Source organism: Candidatus Manganitrophaceae bacterium (assembly GCA_016200325.1).
Lineage (GTDB): Bacteria > Nitrospirota > Nitrospiria > SBBL01 > Manganitrophaceae > Manganitrophus.
Window position 1 is genome coordinate 98,582 of the sequence record JACQEZ010000011.1, and the last position, 16,811, is coordinate 115,392.

At 60.1% G+C, this 16,811-nt stretch carries 11 protein-coding genes; 5 read left to right on the forward strand and 6 right to left on the reverse strand.

Translation table 11 applies throughout. The features are described 5' to 3' along the window. The first annotated feature begins 80 nt into the window (after window positions 1–80). Entirely contained in the window at window positions 81–3,674 is a 3,594-nt protein-coding gene (gene smc / locus HY282_08385; protein ID MBI3803763.1) for a chromosome segregation protein SMC, read from the forward strand. 104 nt (window positions 3,675–3,778) lie between these two features. Here the strand turns inward: smc and HY282_08390 are convergent, their stop codons facing one another. The 6 genes from HY282_08390 to HY282_08415 form a co-directional block, all read right to left on the reverse strand. Further along, window positions 3,779–4,813: a trypsin-like peptidase domain-containing protein gene (locus tag HY282_08390; protein ID MBI3803764.1), complete on the reverse strand. Its 1,035-nt coding sequence runs from the start codon at window positions 4,811–4,813 to the stop codon at window positions 3,779–3,781. Between the two features lie 76 nt (window positions 4,814–4,889). After that, a complete protein-coding gene (locus HY282_08395) occupies window positions 4,890–5,621 on the reverse strand; it encodes a pirin family protein (GenBank protein MBI3803765.1) in 732 nt (243 codons plus the stop codon). Further along, window positions 5,618–6,115 (reverse strand): MarR family transcriptional regulator, encoded by a 498-nt coding sequence (locus HY282_08400; GenBank protein ID MBI3803766.1) that lies wholly within the window; start codon window positions 6,113–6,115, stop codon window positions 5,618–5,620. The genes HY282_08395 and HY282_08400 overlap by 4 nt, the downstream gene beginning before the upstream one ends. A 229-nt stretch (window positions 6,116–6,344) precedes the next feature. Continuing rightward, window positions 6,345–8,459, reverse strand: coding sequence for a DUF3488 domain-containing protein (locus HY282_08405; protein MBI3803767.1), 2,115 nt, complete (start codon window positions 8,457–8,459; stop codon window positions 6,345–6,347). Continuing rightward, the gene (locus tag HY282_08410) at window positions 8,446–9,561 is read right to left on the reverse strand and encodes a DUF58 domain-containing protein (protein MBI3803768.1); all 1,116 of its coding nucleotides are present in this window, start codon (window positions 9,559–9,561) and stop codon (window positions 8,446–8,448) included. Before HY282_08410 ends, HY282_08405 begins: the two co-directional genes overlap by 14 nt. A 24-nt stretch (window positions 9,562–9,585) precedes the next feature. Next, window positions 9,586–10,506, reverse strand: a complete 921-nt coding sequence (locus HY282_08415) for a MoxR family ATPase (GenBank protein MBI3803769.1) — start codon at window positions 10,504–10,506, stop codon at window positions 9,586–9,588. Between the two features lie 315 nt (window positions 10,507–10,821). On the opposite strand from HY282_08415, the gene HY282_08420 reads away from it, so the two are divergent. The 4 genes from HY282_08420 (at window position 10,822) to lon (ending at window position 16,790) form a co-directional block, all read left to right on the forward strand. After that, window positions 10,822–12,480, forward strand: a complete 1,659-nt coding sequence (locus HY282_08420) for an MFS transporter (GenBank protein MBI3803770.1) — start codon at window positions 10,822–10,824, stop codon at window positions 12,478–12,480. 85 nt (window positions 12,481–12,565) lie between these two features. Beyond that, a complete protein-coding gene (locus HY282_08425; protein ID MBI3803771.1) occupies window positions 12,566–13,180 on the forward strand; it encodes a dephospho-CoA kinase in 615 nt (204 codons plus the stop codon). A 132-nt stretch (window positions 13,181–13,312) separates the two neighbouring features. Continuing rightward, a complete protein-coding gene (gene galU / locus HY282_08430) occupies window positions 13,313–14,185 on the forward strand; it encodes a UTP--glucose-1-phosphate uridylyltransferase GalU (GenBank protein ID MBI3803772.1) in 873 nt (290 codons plus the stop codon). Between the two features lie 133 nt (window positions 14,186–14,318). Then, window positions 14,319–16,790: an endopeptidase La gene (lon, locus tag HY282_08435; protein MBI3803773.1), complete on the forward strand. Its 2,472-nt coding sequence runs from the start codon at window positions 14,319–14,321 to the stop codon at window positions 16,788–16,790. The last annotated feature ends 21 nt before the right edge of the window (window positions 16,791–16,811 follow it).

Below are 16,811 nucleotides of genomic sequence, written 5' to 3' on the forward strand. Positions count from 1 at the left end.
CAGGGTCTTCCCTTCCCGGTGGGTCCACCCTTTTCCACTCCAATTCACTGTTTACTGACTGGTCACCTGAGGATGAATAGATGCGTCTTAAAAAATTAGAGATCTTCGGATTCAAATCGTTCTTCGACAAAACCGTCGTCACATTCCAGCCGGGCATCAACGCCGTCGTCGGACCGAACGGCTGCGGCAAGAGCAACATCGCCGACTCCATTCTCTGGGTCCTCGGCGAGCAGAGCGCCAAGAATCTTCGGGGCGAGCGGATGGAAGATGTGATCTTTAACGGAACCGAGCATCGCAAGCCGCTCGGGATGTCCGAAGTCTCTTTGACCTTCGGCGATATCAACGGCGCCCTCCCGGAACCGTATGCCCCTTATTCGGAGATCACTGTGAGCCGGCGGCTCTTTCGCTCCGGTGAGAGCGAATACCTGATCAACAAGACCCCTTGCCGTCTGAAAGACATCCGTGACCTGCTCATCGACACCGGCGCCGGCTACCGCGCCCACACCATCATCGAGCAGGGAAAGGTCGACGATCTGATCTCCGCCTCTCCGCTGCAGCGGCGGGAGATCGTCGAGGAAGCGGCCGGCATCGCCAAATACCGGCTTCGCAAGGCCGAGGCGCTGCGTAAGCTGGAGGCGACGGAGCAGAATCTCACGCGGGTTCGCGATATCATCGGCGAGATCAAGCGACAGATCAACTCGCTTGATCGGCAAGCACGGAAGGCGGAGAAATTTCAAAAAATACGCGAAGAGCTCAAATCGCTCGATTTTTTTGTCGCCCGGGCCGAATGGGACCAGTGGAGCGGAACCCGCGAGGCGCTCGAGCAGGAAGAGCGGAGCCTGCAGGAGACCGCCTCGGCGCAAGAGAATCAACGGTCGGGACTCGACCTGCGTCAGTCGGAGATCAAGCTCTCTTTGACGGAACAAGAGCAAGCATTGGGGCAGCTCAAAACCCAAATCTTCGAGACGGAAGCGAAGATCCAACGGCTGGAAGGGCGGATCGAGACGATCCGCGCCCAACGGCGGGAGTGGACCGAGACCGAAACCCGAAACCTGCAAGAGATTGCCGAGATCCGCCAGGCCGAGACGGCCCTTCAAGCGGAAGATCAGGCGCTCGACCAAGAACAGGAGCAGATCGAGGAGACCCTTCCCGAGCGGGAGCGGCACCTCACCGAGCGGCAGGAGGAGTCAAACCGGATCGAGGCGGCATTGACCGAGGAGATCGCCCGGCTGGAGCAGGAGAAGGGATATCTCTTCGAGTTGGCCTCCCGTCTCACCCAAGCGAAGAACAACCTGGTCCACCTGCAGCTCCGCAAAGATGAACTGATGAAACGCAAAGGACGGGGAGCACAAGAGTTAGAAGAGGTTCAGCGGAAAAAAGAAGAGACCGAAGCGGCCTCCGGACAATTAAAGGCCCAACTGGGAGAGATGAAGCGCCAGCTCTCCGAAAAACAGGCCGCACAGGCCGCCGCCGCCACGCAGCTGAAAGAGACCGAGGCGACCCTGCAGGCCGGCACCGCCCGTCTCTCTCAGGTTAAAGAAGAATGGGGGGTACTGGCCGCCCAGCTCGCCTCCCGCGAAGGGTTCTACCGCGGCCTTCTGGGGCCCGGCACCGAGAACCTTCTCACCCAGCTCCAGGGACTCCATGGAATGGTTGCCGACTTCATCGAAGTCCCGGCCCCTTATGAAAAAGCGATCGAGGCGGTGTTGGAGAGCCGGCTTCGCGGAATCGTCGTCGATGGAGCGGCAGAGATCCGGCAGGGGATCGAGCATCTGCGCGAGGCGCAGCTCGGACGGGGAACCTTCTTCCCCCGCCAACCCCGGACGCAGTCCCCCCTTTCTTCGACGGAGACAGGCCAGGAGGGGGTGATTGGTCGGGCGCTCGATCTGGTCGGCCACCGCGACGGCTACGAGGCGCTGACCCAGGCCCTGCTCTGCGACGTCGTTCTCGTTCGCGATCTCGACGTCGCCTTCGAGCAGTGGGAATTGTCCCCGGCCGCGGTCTATGTGACCCTCCGCGGGGAGGTGCTCGATCGATCGGGCGCGGTCACCGGAGGAGAGCGGGGAGAGACCGGCCTCCTCGAGCAGAAGCGGGAGATCAAGGCGCTCTCCGATCAGATGGCCCATTTGCAGGAAGAGATGCGCCGACAGGAAGAAAAGATCGGAGAGAATCAGGCACTGCTCCAGACGACGCGGCAAGAGATCGAGGCGCTCGGCGGCGAGATCCGGGCGATCGAGATCCAACACCTTCATGACCTGAAGGATCACAGCGCATCGCTTACCGAGATCGACCGGCTTCAAAACGCCCTCCAGACCGTTCTCTTCGAGCAGGAAGAGGGAACGAAGGAAGAGATCGAGCTGCTGCGACAGGAGGAGACCGAGCGGAATCAGGTCACCGAGGCGCAGCGGATGAAGGAGGAGAAAGAAGCGGCGATCACCCAGCAGCAGGAGCAGGTCGAAGCGCTGCGGCAAAGTCTCGGCATCGTGAAAGAAGAGGTCGTCCGGCTGAAAATGGAGACCGCCTCGCTGAAAGAGCGGCACCGGCACCTGCTGGAAAAACGGAGCCGTGTCGTCCGGGCGAAGGAAGAGCTCGTCCAGCGGTTCCAAGAGAAGGAACGCCTCGTTGCCTCGCTCCAAGAGAAGCGCCGGGCGGCCGAGGGGGAAGAGGCCGAGACCACCTCCTTCATCCAGCTGGGGGCGGTGGAGCGGGAGGCCTTAAATGCCCGGATTCGGGAAAAGACGGAGGCCCATGCAGAGATCCTGGCCCAGCTCCAACAGGTCGATCAGGAGATCCAGCAGTGCCGCGCCCAACTCGACCAGACACAGAAGTCGCTTCAGGAGCGTGCGCTCCGAAAGATCGAGGCCCAGATGACGATGGAGAAGGTCCGGGAGACGATCTTCATGAATTATCAGACCGAAATCGCCGAGACCCGCCCCGCCCCCCCCGCCTCTCCGGAAGGGGAGGAGATTTCCCTCGACCAGGCCCGCGAGCGGTCCGCCGCCCTTCGGCGGGCCGTCGATGAGATGGGGCCGGTCAATATCGGCGCGATCGAAGAGTATCGGGAACTGGAGAGCCGCTATCAATTCCTCACCTCCCAGGAGACCGATCTGACCACCTCGATGGAGAGCCTCCGCCAGGCGATTGCGAAGATCAACAAGACGACACAGAGCCTCTTCACCGACACCTTCTATCTGCTGAACGAAAAGTTCAAAGAGGTCTTCGTCTCCTTCTTCGGCGGTGGCAAGGCGGAGCTCATCCTCCTCGACGAGAGCCGCCCGCTGGAGTCGGGAATCGAAATGGTGGCACAGCCCCCCGGCAAAAAACCGCGGAGCATCTCCCTCCTCTCCGGCGGAGAGAAGGCGCTCACCGCGATCTCGCTCCTCTTTGCCACCTTCTTGATTCATCCCAGTCCATTCTGTCTGCTCGATGAGATCGACGCCCCGCTCGACGAGGAGAACACCCGCCGGTTTACCCAGGCGTTGACCAACATGTCGTCGCAGACGCAGTTCATTGTGATCACCCACAACAAGCGGACGATGGAGATCGCCGACGTCCTCTACGGCGTCACGATGGAAGAGATCGGTCTGTCGCGATTGATCTCGGTCGATCTACACGAACGCCAAGGGACAAACGGCCACCCGGTCGAATCGCCCGTCGTTTCCGATTCGGCTTAATACAAAAGGCCGATCGTCCGACGGTCACCTCTCAAAAGAAAAAAAGCCCCGACATCTTATCGATGCCGGGGCTTTTTTTCTGAATCGCAACCGAACCGTCACCCTTAAGGCGCCTCTGCGGGTGTCACCTCCAATATCAGTCGCTCGATTCCGCGGAGGAGGGTCAACGTCACCGTGCTGCCGATCGGCCACTCGGCCAAGAAACGATGAAGGTCGTCGACGCTCGTGACGATCCGATCGTTGATGGAGAGGATCATATCCCCATCGCGGAGACCGGCGCGGGCGCCCGGCCCACCCGCTTCGACCGAGATCACCTCTACCGCCTGGGCTTGATTGAGCTGGAGCGCCCGCGTCAGCCGACGATCGAGCGGCCGCTGCTGGCCGCCGATCAACAACAGCCCGCGGCGGACGCGGCCATGCGTGAGCAGCTGCGGAATCACCCACTGGGCGGTATCGATCGGAACGGAGAAGCTGATTCCTTGCGCCATCCGAATGATGGCCGTGTTAATTCCGATCACCCGACCGCGGGAGTCGACGAGCGGACCGCCCGAGTTTCCCGGATTGAGCGGGACGTCGGTCTGAATAATCTCTTCGATCAGACGCCCCCCCACGCCGCGCAGCGATCGGCCCAATGCGCTGACGACCCCGGTCGAGACGGTCGATTGGAACCCGAGCGGGTTTCCGATGGCGATGACGAGCTGCCCGACCCGCAGCGAACGGGAGGTTCCAAAGGAGGCGAAGGGAAGGCCGAAGGCATCGATCCGTATGACGGCCAGATCGGTCGCCGGGTCCTCGCCGATGAGCGTCGCTTGAAGCTGGCGGCCGTCGGTCATCATCACCTCCAACCGCTTCGCCTGATGCACCACATGGCTGTTGGTCAAAATATACCCATCGGGCGTGAAGATCACCCCCGAGCCGGAGCCGGTCATCTCCGGCCGCCGGCCGCGGCCGGCGCCGCCGACCATGACGCTGACCACGGCCGGTCCGACGACATCGACCACGTTGATCACCGCGCGCGAATAGGCGTCGAGGAGCTCCAGGTCGGAGCTTTCGACCGGATCGGCCGGCGCGCTCACCGCACCGCCGGTGTTCGCTCTGATCGTTCCATCGTTCGTTGTCTCCTGTTCAATCGTGGCCATTTTTTCTACTTCAATCATCTCATTCTCCTTCCTGCTTCTACGGAGGGATCGACGAACCGCCGCTGACCCCGCGGCCTTAAGAGCCGCTCTGCCGGTTCATCTCCCAGATCAGGATCTCCGCGCCGGCGGCCGGATCGGCCTTCAGCGCCGGGGTTCCGGCGGCGGTCAGTCGAACCGCATCTCCGGTCTCGAGCCGGCCCGCCCCCTCCAACTCAGCCGTCCCTTTGGCGACAAAGAGGTGGACAAACGGCGCCTCCGGAATCCGGACCGATTCTCCCGGTTTCAACCGTCCTCCCCAGAGCACCGCCCCTTTTTGACGGATCTGAATCGCCGCCTGGTGTCCCCGTCCCGAGGCGATCGGCACGAGTCCCCCCCGGTCCAACTCCCGGTTGATGTCGAGTTGCTCGTACGAAGGATCGATCGCCTCCGTATCGGGGAAGACCCACATCTGGACCAGTCGGACCGCCTGATCGCCGCTCGGGTTCATCTCCGAGTGCCAGATCCCCCGTCCCGCGCTCATCCGCTGAGCCAATCCGGGATAGATGATCCCGGCGTTGCCGAGGGTGTCTTTGTGCTCCAGTTCCCCTTCGAGCACCCAGGTGACGATCTCCATGTCTTGATGGGGGTGGGTTTGAAACCCGCTGCCGGGCCGGACGATGTCGTCGTTGTTGACCAAGAGAAGCCCGTGATGGGTATTCTCCGGATCGTAATGCCGGCTGAAGCTGAAACTGTGGCGCGAGTCAAGCCAAGGGATCTCGGTATGAAACCGCTCTTTATTGCGTCGAATGTCGATATTCGTCCGAATCATCTCTTCCTCCTTTCGGGCCGGCCGTCTGTTTCGGTTTCCCGCGCCGATCCCATCCCAAGTTTTTTACAAAGCCGACCGAGTATCTTCTGCTCGGCGCCGGTCAGGACGCGCATCTCCTCGACCAGCGCCCCGACCTGCTTGGGAAACACTTTATGAATCAATCGCCGCCCTTCCGCCGTGAGGTGAACGGTCATAAAACGGCGGTCTTCCCCCCGCTCCCGCCGGACCAGCCCCCGCCGCTCCAGGTTGTCGACCACCAGGGTGACATTCCCGCCGCTTCGGAGGAGCTTTCTTCCCAGCTCGCTCTGGCAGAGCGGCCCCAAATGAAGGAGCACCTCCAAGACGCCGAATTGGCTCATCGTCAGCCCCGCCTCCGAGAGCCGGGGGCTTAACCGCGCTGTCAGCGAATCGGCCGCCCGCATCAGCTTTAGGAAAGTGTTCAGTGCGTCGATCTCTTCCGCCCTTCCCAATGCTCGCGTTTCCTGCGTTTCCATAAACCGACGGTTCAAATTTAAATGCTTTAAGCTTAAACTATCTCAGATTATAAGTCCGGCCGCCCCGATTATCAAGGGGTGCGATCCATCGGCGTCTTTCGGCACGGCCCCAACAAGAGAAAGAGGCTCTTAGCCGCAGATAGTCCTACGTCCTAGGATTGAAGCCTGATGAGAAAAAAGGCGATCTTAATCGGTGTGCTGACGTTTGAGAGGAGAGGCGGGGCGCGCTTTAACGTCCGGCTTTGATCTCGGAGAAAAGGTACTCGGCCTGTCGGACCTCGTCCAAGGAGAAGGCCTGCCCCCCGAAACGGGCCCCATAATAGAGCTGGGTCAAGCGCCTGATCGCATCGATCGACCGCTCCCCGTTTTGGGCGATCATTTCGACAAACTCCATCGGGGTCTGCTCCTGTCGCTTCTTGAAGCCCCGTTTGGCCAACAGACGCAGCATCCGCTCATAGAGCAGCGTCGCCCTCTGTTTGGAGGGGGTGCTGCGGAGGCGTTTCCATCTGGCCGATCGATAGAAGAACAGCATCACGCCGATCGTGGCGGCCCCCGCCAAGGAGAGACGGAACGGAAACCGGCTCACCCATCGCCTCAAGGTAACGATCAATTCACTGATCCGATCCGAAAGACGATCGACCTGATTTCGGGTTCCTTCCAGCAGCGCAAACTGGTCCCGAAGCGAATAACGGATGATATACCGGTCCCATTTAAACCGCATCCAATCGACATAGGCCGAGACGGCGCCGGCCTTCAGCCGCATCCAATCAAGATAGGCCCCCACCGAGGGGGCCCCCTCCGCCGGGTCGCCGGACGGCGTCGGATCGAAGGTCAGCCATCGCCCCTCCGGAAAGTAGATCTCCACCCAGGCATGGGCATCGCTCTGCCGGACGAGGTAATATTTTCCGAATTCGTTCCACTCTCCGGGGAGAAAGCCGGTTACCAATCGGGAAGCGATCCCGACGCTCCGGAGCATCATCACCATCGCCGAGGCATAGTATTCACAGTAGCCGCGCTTTTGGAAAAAGAGAAACTCTTCGAGCGGCGGGCGGGTCGAAGGGCTGACGTCCAAACTGTAGGCATACTCCGTTCGGAGGTGACGCGCGATCGCTTGCGCCTTCTCGTAGACCGTTGGAAAGGGATCGGCGATCGTATGGGCCAGGATGGCCAGACGGGGCTGAACCGGGGTGGAGAGATAGTGGTCTCGGATGTCGGGGGGATAGTCAATCTGCCGGGCCGACTGATCGGCTTCGGAAGAAAGCGCGGAGGTCGCCGTGACCTCATATTCGGTCCGCTGGAGCGGAGAGGAGGAGAGGTAGAGGGTCCCCGATAAATCGACCAGCAGAGAAAGAAATCCGCCCCGAACCGTCACCGGCGATCCGACCGTAAACAGGACAGTGCTCTCCAACGGTTCCAGAAGGATGGTTCGCCGAAGGGATTTTCCTGTCGGCGGGCCGGAACCGATCCGGTCCGAGCCGATTTCACCCGAACTGATTTCAAAGGTCCGATCAAACGACCTCCGGACAGAGGCCTTCCGCGACAGGGTGTTTCTCCAGGTTCGCCCATCATACGCATCGAACGACATCCCACGGAGGTAAAGCGGCGCCTCCTTTTCCTTTTCGACGGGGAGGACCCGCATCACCCGGGTAAAATCCCGTTTCACCGGGCCCATCGATCCGAGATCGACCTTCTCGGAAAATCCCGAGATCTTCTGAGAGGCGGTCTGCTCCCGCTGAAAAAAACCGACCCCCATCCGGGGAAGGAGAAAAAAAATCAGCAGCGTCGGCAAGAGCACCCCAACGGAGAGGAGATGGATCGACATCATGAAATGCAGGGGGATGACCGATCTAAACGAGCGCGCCGAATTCGCCGGACCGCGCGATTCTTCCTCCCGCTTCAGATGTTGAACCACCAGTCCCCAGATCAACAGCGCGGAAGAGACGATGAACGAGGGGGCATATCCAAACCCGCTCCCCGCGCCGGCGGCGGCGAGGAGCTGCAAAAAACAGATCAGATAAAGTTGCAGGTGGTCTTTCGCTTTTTCAAGGTGGAAAAGACGGTAAGCCATGAGGTAGACGAGGAAATGCATGCAGGCCGCCAGGAGGGCGCCAGAGAAGCGGAGATCGACCAAAAAGATGAGACAAAAGAGGACCGACGCCCCGCGCCAGAAGAACGAAGAGAGCGCCGTCGGGCGTTCGGTCACGACGAAGTAGAGCGAGGCGAGGATCAGGCCGAGCCCCGCGACGCTCCAGGTCCAGGCGAATTGATCGTTGGTGATCAGCGCCGAAAAGGAAGCAAGCGCCGTCAGATGGCTCAGGAACTTTGCCCCTTTAGTGAACGTCATTGCTCCTCTCTTCTTCGGAATCGATGACCGTCGCTTCGGAAGGAATCTCCAGCCCGCGCGACTCCGGGTGCCATTGGATGAAGACGACCGGCCTCCCGTCAGGATCAACCGTCCGGAGCGGAGCGGTCCCGAGCGGAAGCGGTTGGATCAAAGAAAAAACCCGGAGCATCCGATCGAGATGGGCCGGCCCCGCTCCCGCCTCGATTTCCTGATCGGCGGTCTGCACCGATACCGTCATCCCGGTCCGGATCATCTCCGCTGCCAGCGAGGCGATCGTCTCGACCCCTCGCTCAAAACGATCCTCCCATCCTTCGGCGTGCGCGGGGGGCGCGACGTTGTTCAACAGCAGCAACACGTCGACGCCGCGCGCGTCGCGCTCCCGCTCTTTGAGGATCCATCGACCTTGCCGGGCCGACAGCTTCCAGTGGATTAACCGGCAATCGTCTCCCTGTTGGTACGCTCGGAATTGATGAAATGCCGCTCCCTGCCCGGTCTGGTGAGAGGAGAAAGCGGATGCGATCCCGAAGGAAGCGGGCCGGACCGGGGATGCGATCGGACGAAGCCTTGGATAGACCCAGAGCGCCATCGGCTCGCGTCTCGCCGCGGTTTTGATGAAAAACCCAAACGGAAAGGTGGTCGAAAGGGTCACCCCCTCCAATCGATAACAGCCCCGCTTCGAAAAGGTGATCCGCAACGGCTGCGATTCGGCCGACCGGGGGGCGATGCACCCGAAGCGCGCCCCCTCCGACAGGTAGATGCGGTCCGACACTTCAGGCGCCGGCACCGGATCGATCCGAAGCGAGAAGGAGGGGAGGCGTTTTTTTTCGTTTCGAAGTTGCACCCAGATCGACACCGGCATTCCGACTGCGGTCGCTGCGGGGTGAATCGCGGAGAGGGCGAGCTTTCGAAGCGATTGCTCGGAGAGGAGGCCGGAAACGATGATGAGGCTGAGCATGAAGGCGACCAAGAGGTAGAGAAGATTGTTGCCGGTGTTGACGGCCGCAACCCCGATCCCCAGGGTCAGAATGAGGAAATACCCTCCCTCTCTGGTCGGACGGAGGGTGCGGGGAAAATAGTTGAACAGGGTGAGTCGGGAAACCATCGGTCTGCTCCGCCGTTCGCCGGATCAGAGAGGAACCGGAATCGTCCCGAGGATCTGCATCATCACCGCATCGGCCTCTTGCCGGGGAGAGACCCCCTTCAAGAGAATGCGGTGGCTGAAGACCAACGGAACCAGCCGCTTGATATCGTCGGGGAAGCAATAGGCGCGCCCCTCCACAAAAGCAAGGGCCCGCGCCGCCCTTTGGAGGAAGAGCGCCCCCCGGGTGCTGACCCCGAGAGAGAGGTCCCGAAGCCGCCGCGTCGCCTGAACGATCGCCAGGAGATAATCGATGAGGCTCTCTTCCAGGGTGACCTCCTCTACCTCTTTTTGGAGCAAGATTAACTGATCCCGGGTCAACACCGGCTTTAGGACTTCGGCCGGGGCGGCCGCCCGCAACAAAATCGCTCTTTCGTCCGACGCCTCAGGATAGCCGAGGCGGATGCGCATGGTGAACCGATCGAGCTGAGATTCCGGAAGGGGATAGGTCCCCTGATGATCCGATGGATTTTGCGTCGCGATCACCATGAACGGATCGGGAAGCGAATAGGTCTGGTTTTCCACCGTCACCTGTCCGTCGTTCATCGCTTCCAGAAGGGCGCTTTGCGTTTTGGGGGTCGTCCGATTGATCTCGTCGGCGAGCAGGATGTGGGTAAAAATCGGCCCGGGCCGGAATTCGAATACATTTTTCTTCGGGTCGAAAATCGGCACGCCGAGGATGTCGCTCGGAAGGAGATCGCTGGTGAACTGGATGCGCTTGAAGGCGCAATCAATCGAACGGGCGAGGCTCGCCGCCAGCGTCGTTTTGCCGACGCCGGGAACATCCTCGATCAAGAGGTGTCCGCGGCTCAGCAAGGTCACCACCGCCATCTTGACCGCTTCCGGCTTTCCCTTAATCGCCTGTTCGATATTCTGCCGCAGGGCTTGAACTTGATCGCGCGATTCCATCCGAAGAGTGTAACAAAGGGGGCTCAGCCCGTCAATGAAACGGAGCAAACAGCGCGGTTGCAAGGGGTCTCTTTATTTGCAGGCAGCAGTGCCTGAAGGCGTGGGTTTCATCCCACGACCTTAGATAATAGGTCTGGGGCAAAGCCCCATTCCAAGGCTCTTGATCCTTCTGTAGATCCTCTTCGCACCCGATCCTCCGATGTGCTAAATTTGCAAAATCGCTTCCAGATCGGGTAAGTTCTGAATGAACCCCTCGGCTTCTTCCGCTCTCTTCGTGATAAAGAGGATTTAAGATGGAGTTATTCGTATCGATCGATGAGTGATCCTTCCGGCCACAACACAGAATCTCCCCTTGAAGCGCCTCTCTCTCCCGATCGATCGACCTTCGCCGAAGCATGGGCGCCGCTTCGCCGACCGCTCTTTCGTGCGCTCTGGATGGCGACCCTTTTTTCAAACATCGGCACCTGGATGCAGAATGTCGCCGCCGCCTGGCTGATGACGTCGCTCTCCCATTCCACCCTCATGATCGCACTGGTTCAAACGGCGACCAGCCTCCCTGTCTTTCTTCTGGTTCTTCCGGCGGGGGCGCTGGCCGATATCGTCAATCGGCGCGGACTGATTCTCTTTACTCAGGGATGGATGTTGGCGATGGCGGCGCTCCTTGGGCTCTTCACCCTGACCGGACAGGCCTCCCCGGCAACCCTTCTCCTCTTTACTTTTCTCATCGGCGCCGGCGCGGCACTCAATGCGCCCGCCTGGCAGGCGATCTTGCCCGAGCTGGTACCGCGGAACGAGCTGCCGGCGGCGATCTCCCTGAACAGCACCGGATTCAATATCGCCCGAGCCATCGGTCCGGCCCTCGGCGGACTGGTTGTCGCAGCCAGCGGACCGGGGGTCGTTTTCTTGCTCAACGCGGCAACCTTCCTCGGCGTGGTGGTGGTCGTCTACCGCTGGCGCCGCCCTCTCCGGAAGAGCCCGTTTCCACCCGAGCAGATCTTCGAGGCGATCCGGACCGGAATCCGTTATGTCCGCTATGCGCCCCCCCTTCAGTGGGTGCTTGTCCGAACCGGCCTTTTTATGTTGGGGGCGAGCGCCCTCTGGGCGCTTCTTCCCCTCATCGCACAACGTCGACTCGGCCTCGGCTCTTTGGGTTATGGACTCCTTCTCGGCAGCCTCGGCGCAGGGGCCGTGATGGGAGCGGTCTTTCTCCAGGAGATCCGAAGACGGGTTCCGATCGACCAACTGATGACCGCCGCAACCCTTCTGTTTGCGCTGGTCACGGGGCTCTTCGCACTCTCCCGCTCTTTTCCCTTGTCAGTCATCGTGATGACGTTCGGCGGCATCGCCTGGATGGTGGAGATGTCGAGCCTCACGGTCTTGGCGCAGACCCTCTCCCCTTCCTGGGTGCTCGCCCGTTCGTTGGCCGTCTTTCTCCTCGTCCTCCAGGGGGGAATGATGTTGGGGAGCCTCCTTTGGGGAAGTGTCGCGCAGCATGTCGGCATCCCGACCACCCTGCTCCTGGCCGCAGGCAGCCTTCTCCTCAGCTGGCTGTTCACTGTACGGAAACAGCCGCCGAACAGTGCGGGGCTCGATCTGACCCCTTCTTTACATTGGGCCGAACCGGTTTTAGTCGGAAAGGCGCTGCCGGAGCAGGGACCGGTTTTGGTGACGGTCGAATACCGGATTGACCCGGAACAGGCCAAGAAATTTACAGAGGTGATGCTGGAGCTGGCGCAGGTTCGACGGCGCGACGGCGGGATGCGATGGGCCCTCTACCGCGACACCGCCGATCCGGGTCGGTACTTTGAGACCTTTCTCGTCGCCTCTTGGGCGGAACATCTCCGGCAACACGCGCGGGTAACGATCTCCGACCGAGAGGTGGAGGAGCGGGTTCAAGCCTTCCACATCGGCGCGATCCCTCCGACCGTCTCTCATTTTATTGACGCCTATGAAATGATGGAGTCAGAACCGTAGAGAAAGAACCGAAAAGAGCAAAGACCAATTGTGGAGACCGTAGAACTGTGTTACCCTGGCGGCTTGTTCAACTGTTGAGAGACAGATGATCTGGGTCGGATTGACTGGGGGGATCGCCAGCGGCAAGAGCACCGTGGCACGGCTCTTCCGCAACGCGGGGGCCGCTGTCATCGATGCGGATGACATTGCGCACGGCGTCATCCGAAAAGGGGGACCGGCCTACGCCCCGGTTGTAGAGTCTTTCGGCGCCGGCATTCTGGATCCCGACGGCGAGATCGACCGGAGACGCCTTGGCGAGATCGTCTTCAAAGATCCCGACCGGCGCGCGCGGCTGAATCAGCTCGTTCATCCGCATGTCTTTGTGCAGGCGGAGGCAGCGCGGCGGAGCATGGCCGCGGCCGATCCCGATGCCGTCATCCTCTTCGACGTTCCCCTTTTGATCGAAACCGGTGCGCATCAGCAGATGGACCGGGTGATCCTGGTTTATGTCGACCGGGCCACGCAGATCGCCCGGCTGATGCAGCGCGATCGTCTCACGCTGGAGGAAGCGGAGCGGCGAATCGATGCGCAGATGCCGCTGGATGAGAAGCGCCCCTTTGCGGATGAAGTGATCGACACCCGCGCACCGATCGAGGAAATCGAACGGGCGGTGAAAGCGCTTTATCAACGCCTGCGTGAGAGGGCGAGCTCAAAGAAGTAAAGACCCATGAATGCGCTGCTTCTGCTTCTAGTTCTTTATGATTTCAGGCGGAATGTGTAATTTTTTGGCGCGATTTTCTTGACTTCTGTCATATACGTCGATAAAATAAATTAGGTGTCTGTGGAGAAACGGATGTCAGCACGGCGGATTACAAAAGCGGTTATACCAGCGGCCGGATTGGGGACCCGATTCCTCCCGGCGACCAAGGCCTCTCCCAAAGAAATGCTCCCCTTGGTCGACAAACCACTCATTCAATATGTCGTTGAGGAAGCGGTCGCCGCCGGCATTCAGCAGATCATCATTATCACGGGGCGCGGCAAGCGCGCCATTGAAGACCACTTCGATATCTCCTTCGAGTTAGAAGAGACCCTCAGACAAAACGGAAAGATCGAGCTGATCGAGAGCCTCCGGAAGATCTCCGACATGGCCGATTTTTGTTATATCCGTCAGCGGCAGGCGCTCGGACTCGGACACGCGATCCTCTCTGCGAAGAATTTAGTCGGCGACGAATCTTTCGCCGTTCTGCTGGGGGATGATATCATCGACCATCGCACTTCCGCCCTTCAGCAGATGATCGATCTTTATCAGAAAAACCCGGCCCCTTTAATCGGCGTCCAGCGGGTCCCGAAAGCCGACGTTCGCCAATATGGCATCATCCAGGCCGACGCGGCCGTCGATGGACTTTATAAGATCAGAGATCTGATCGAAAAGCCGACCCCGAAGGAGGCCCCTTCCAATTTGGCCGTGATCGGACGCTATATCCTCACCCCGGAGATCTTCGAGCTCCTCGAAAAAACCAAACCGGGCAAAAACAATGAGATCCAATTGACCGACGCCCTCAAAGAGCTCGCCCGGATTCGCACGATCTATGGCTATATCATCGAGGGAAAACGCTTCGATGCCGGCGATAAGCTCGGCTTCCTAAAAGCGACGGTGGAAATGGGCCTGAAGAACCCCGAACTCGGCAAAGAATTCAAGAAATATCTAAAAGACCTCCCCCTTTAGCCCTTTCCCCAACCCATAAGGCAGCTTGCAGAGTCGAATCGACCTGTGTAAAATGGGTCGAGACGATCGGTTATCCTCTTATACAGATGCGGCCCACCGACCTCCATCCACATTTTCCTTCATCCGATCGAGGATGATCGTCCCGAATCATTTTGATGTAGGAGTGTTTGTGCCTTCAAAAAAATCAGAGAAACAGCGCAGTGAAGTTCCGGAGAAGCTCCCGCTTCTTCCGGTCCGGGATATTGTCATTTTTCCCCACATGGTCCTTCCCCTCTTTGTCGGTCGAGAGATTTCCATCAAGGCCATTGAAGCGGCGCTGGCCGGGAACCGGATGGTTCTCCTGGCGGCCCAGAAATCGTCGGAGGTGGAAGCGCCGAAGCCCGAGGATATTTATCAGGTCGGGACCGCCGGAACGATCATGCGGATGCTTCGGCTCCCCGATGGGCGGGTGAAGATTCTGGTGCAGGGGGTGGCCAAAGCACGGGTCCGGTCCTTCCTTCAAACGGCCCCTTATTATGAAGTCGGTGTCGAACCGCTGACCGATATCGTCTCCAAGGAAGATCCGCTTGAGATCGAAGCCGCGGTTCGGACGGTGAAGGAGCAGATGGGAAAGATCGTCGGCTATGGAAAACTTCTTGTCCCCGACATCCTCTCCGTCATCGAAAATTTGGAAGACCCGGGCCGCCTTGCCGACATGATTGCCTCCCACCTCGGCCTGAAGGTCGAAACGGGCCAGACCGTTCTTGAGACGCTCGACCCGGTGAAACGCCTTCGCGAAATCGGCGACCTGCTGACAAAAGAGCTCGATGTCCTCTCGGTGCAGCAGAAAATCCAGGCCGAAGCAAAGGGAGAGATGGACCGCACCCAACGGGAATACTTCCTGCGCGAGCAGCTCAAAGCGATTCAAAAAGAGCTGGGGGAGACCGATGAGCGGGTCGAAGAGATTCAGGAATTTCGCACCAAGGTCGCCGACGCAAAGATGCCGGAGAAGGTCGCCAAGGAGGCGGAGCGGCAGGTAAAGCGGCTGGAGAAGATGCATCCCGATTCGGCGGAGGCCTCGACCGTTCGGACCTATCTCGAATGGTTGGTGGAGCTTCCCTGGGAGGTCACCACGAAAGACAACCTCGACCTCCACGCGGCAAAGAAGGTCTTGGATGAGGACCACTACGATCTGGAGCGGGTGAAGGATCGGATCCTGGAATACCTGGCCGTCCGAAAGATGAAAGAGAAGATGAAGGGGCCGATCCTCTGTTTCGTCGGGCCTCCCGGCGTCGGGAAGACCTCGCTCGGAAAATCGATCGCCCGCGCGCTGGGACGCGAGTTCGTCCGGATCTCGCTCGGCGGCATTCGGGACGAGGCGGAGATCCGCGGACACCGGCGGACTTATGTCGGCTCGCTCCCCGGACGGATCATCCAAGGGATCCGCCAGGCCGGCTCGAACAATCCGGTCTTTATGATGGACGAGATCGACAAGGTCGGGATGGACTTTCGCGGCGACCCCTCCGCCGCCTTGCTGGAGGTGCTCGATCCGGAGCAAAACCAGAGCTTTTCGGATCATTATCTCGGCGTCCCCTTCGACCTCTCGAACGTCATGTTCATCATGACCGCCAATCAGATCGATCCGATCCCGGCGCCGTTGCGAGACCGGATGGAAATAATCGATATTTCGGGATATACCACGGAGGAGAAGGTCGGCATCGCGCGAAACTTTCTCATCCCCCGACAGATGTCGGAGCATGGCGTCCCCGCCGACACCGTTGCCCTCTCGGACAAAGCGGTGGAGTTGATTGCCATGCAATACACCCACGAAGCGGGGGTCCGCAACCTCGAGCGGGAGATCGCGCATGTCCTTCGGAAGGTGGCCAGAAAGCTCGCCGAGGGGAGAGAGAAGCGCTACCGGATCAGCCCTGCGAACCTCCATCACTACCTCGGCATCCCCAAATTTCTTCCCGAAGCCGAACAGGAGAAAGATGAGGTCGGGGTCGCAACCGGATTGGCCTGGACGCCGGCCGGCGGCGACATTATTCGGATTGAGGCGACGTTGATGAAGGGCCGGGGCGGGCTCACCCTCACCGGGCACCTCGGCGACGTCATGAAAGAGTCGGCCCAGGCGGCCCTCTCCTACATCCGCTCGATGGAGAAGGGGATGGGAATCAAAGCCGACCTCTTCTCAAAGAACGACATCCACATTCATGTTCCGGCGGGGGCGATTCCGAAAGATGGCCCCTCGGCCGGAATTACCATGGCGACCGCATTGGCCTCGGTCCTTACCGGCAAAGCGATCCGCCGCGACGTCGCGATGACCGGCGAGGTGACCCTGCGGGGCCGGGTCCTTCCGATCGGCGGCCTCAAGGAGAAGCTCTTGGCGGCCAAACGGGCCGGGATGAAGACGGTGGTCCTCCCGAAGCGGAATGAAAAAGACCTCGAAGAGGTCCCCCGGCATATTCAACGGGGACTCGCTCTGGTTTTCGCCGATCACATGGACACTGTTCTGTCGACCGCCTTTCATCTGAAGAAACCGGCGCCGGAAGTGGCCAAGGCTCCGGCCAAGGCGGTAAAATCCCGTCGGCGGACCCGGATCGCGCAGACCGTCGCCACCCTCTAGCCAGCCCCTTCAAAGGAACGA

Coding starts and splice junctions, on each gene's coding strand:
- smc (MBI3803763.1), top strand. CDS start 81: ATGCGTCTTAAAAAATTAGAGATCTTCGGATTCAAATCGTTCTTCGAC.
- HY282_08390 (MBI3803764.1), bottom strand. CDS start 4,813: ATGGCCACGATTGAACAGGAGACAACGAACGATGGAACGATCAGAGCG.
- HY282_08395 (MBI3803765.1), bottom strand. CDS start 5,621: ATGATTCGGACGAATATCGACATTCGACGCAATAAAGAGCGGTTTCAT.
- HY282_08400 (MBI3803766.1), bottom strand. CDS start 6,115: ATGGAAACGCAGGAAACGCGAGCATTGGGAAGGGCGGAAGAGATCGAC.
- HY282_08405 (MBI3803767.1), bottom strand. CDS start 8,459: ATGACGTTCACTAAAGGGGCAAAGTTCCTGAGCCATCTGACGGCGCTT.
- HY282_08410 (MBI3803768.1), bottom strand. CDS start 9,561: ATGGTTTCCCGACTCACCCTGTTCAACTATTTTCCCCGCACCCTCCGT.
- HY282_08415 (MBI3803769.1), bottom strand. CDS start 10,506: ATGGAATCGCGCGATCAAGTTCAAGCCCTGCGGCAGAATATCGAACAG.
- HY282_08420 (MBI3803770.1), top strand. CDS start 10,822: ATGAGTGATCCTTCCGGCCACAACACAGAATCTCCCCTTGAAGCGCCT.
- HY282_08425 (MBI3803771.1), top strand. CDS start 12,566: ATGATCTGGGTCGGATTGACTGGGGGGATCGCCAGCGGCAAGAGCACC.
- galU (MBI3803772.1), top strand. CDS start 13,313: ATGTCAGCACGGCGGATTACAAAAGCGGTTATACCAGCGGCCGGATTG.
- lon (MBI3803773.1), top strand. CDS start 14,319: ATGATCGTCCCGAATCATTTTGATGTAGGAGTGTTTGTGCCTTCAAAA.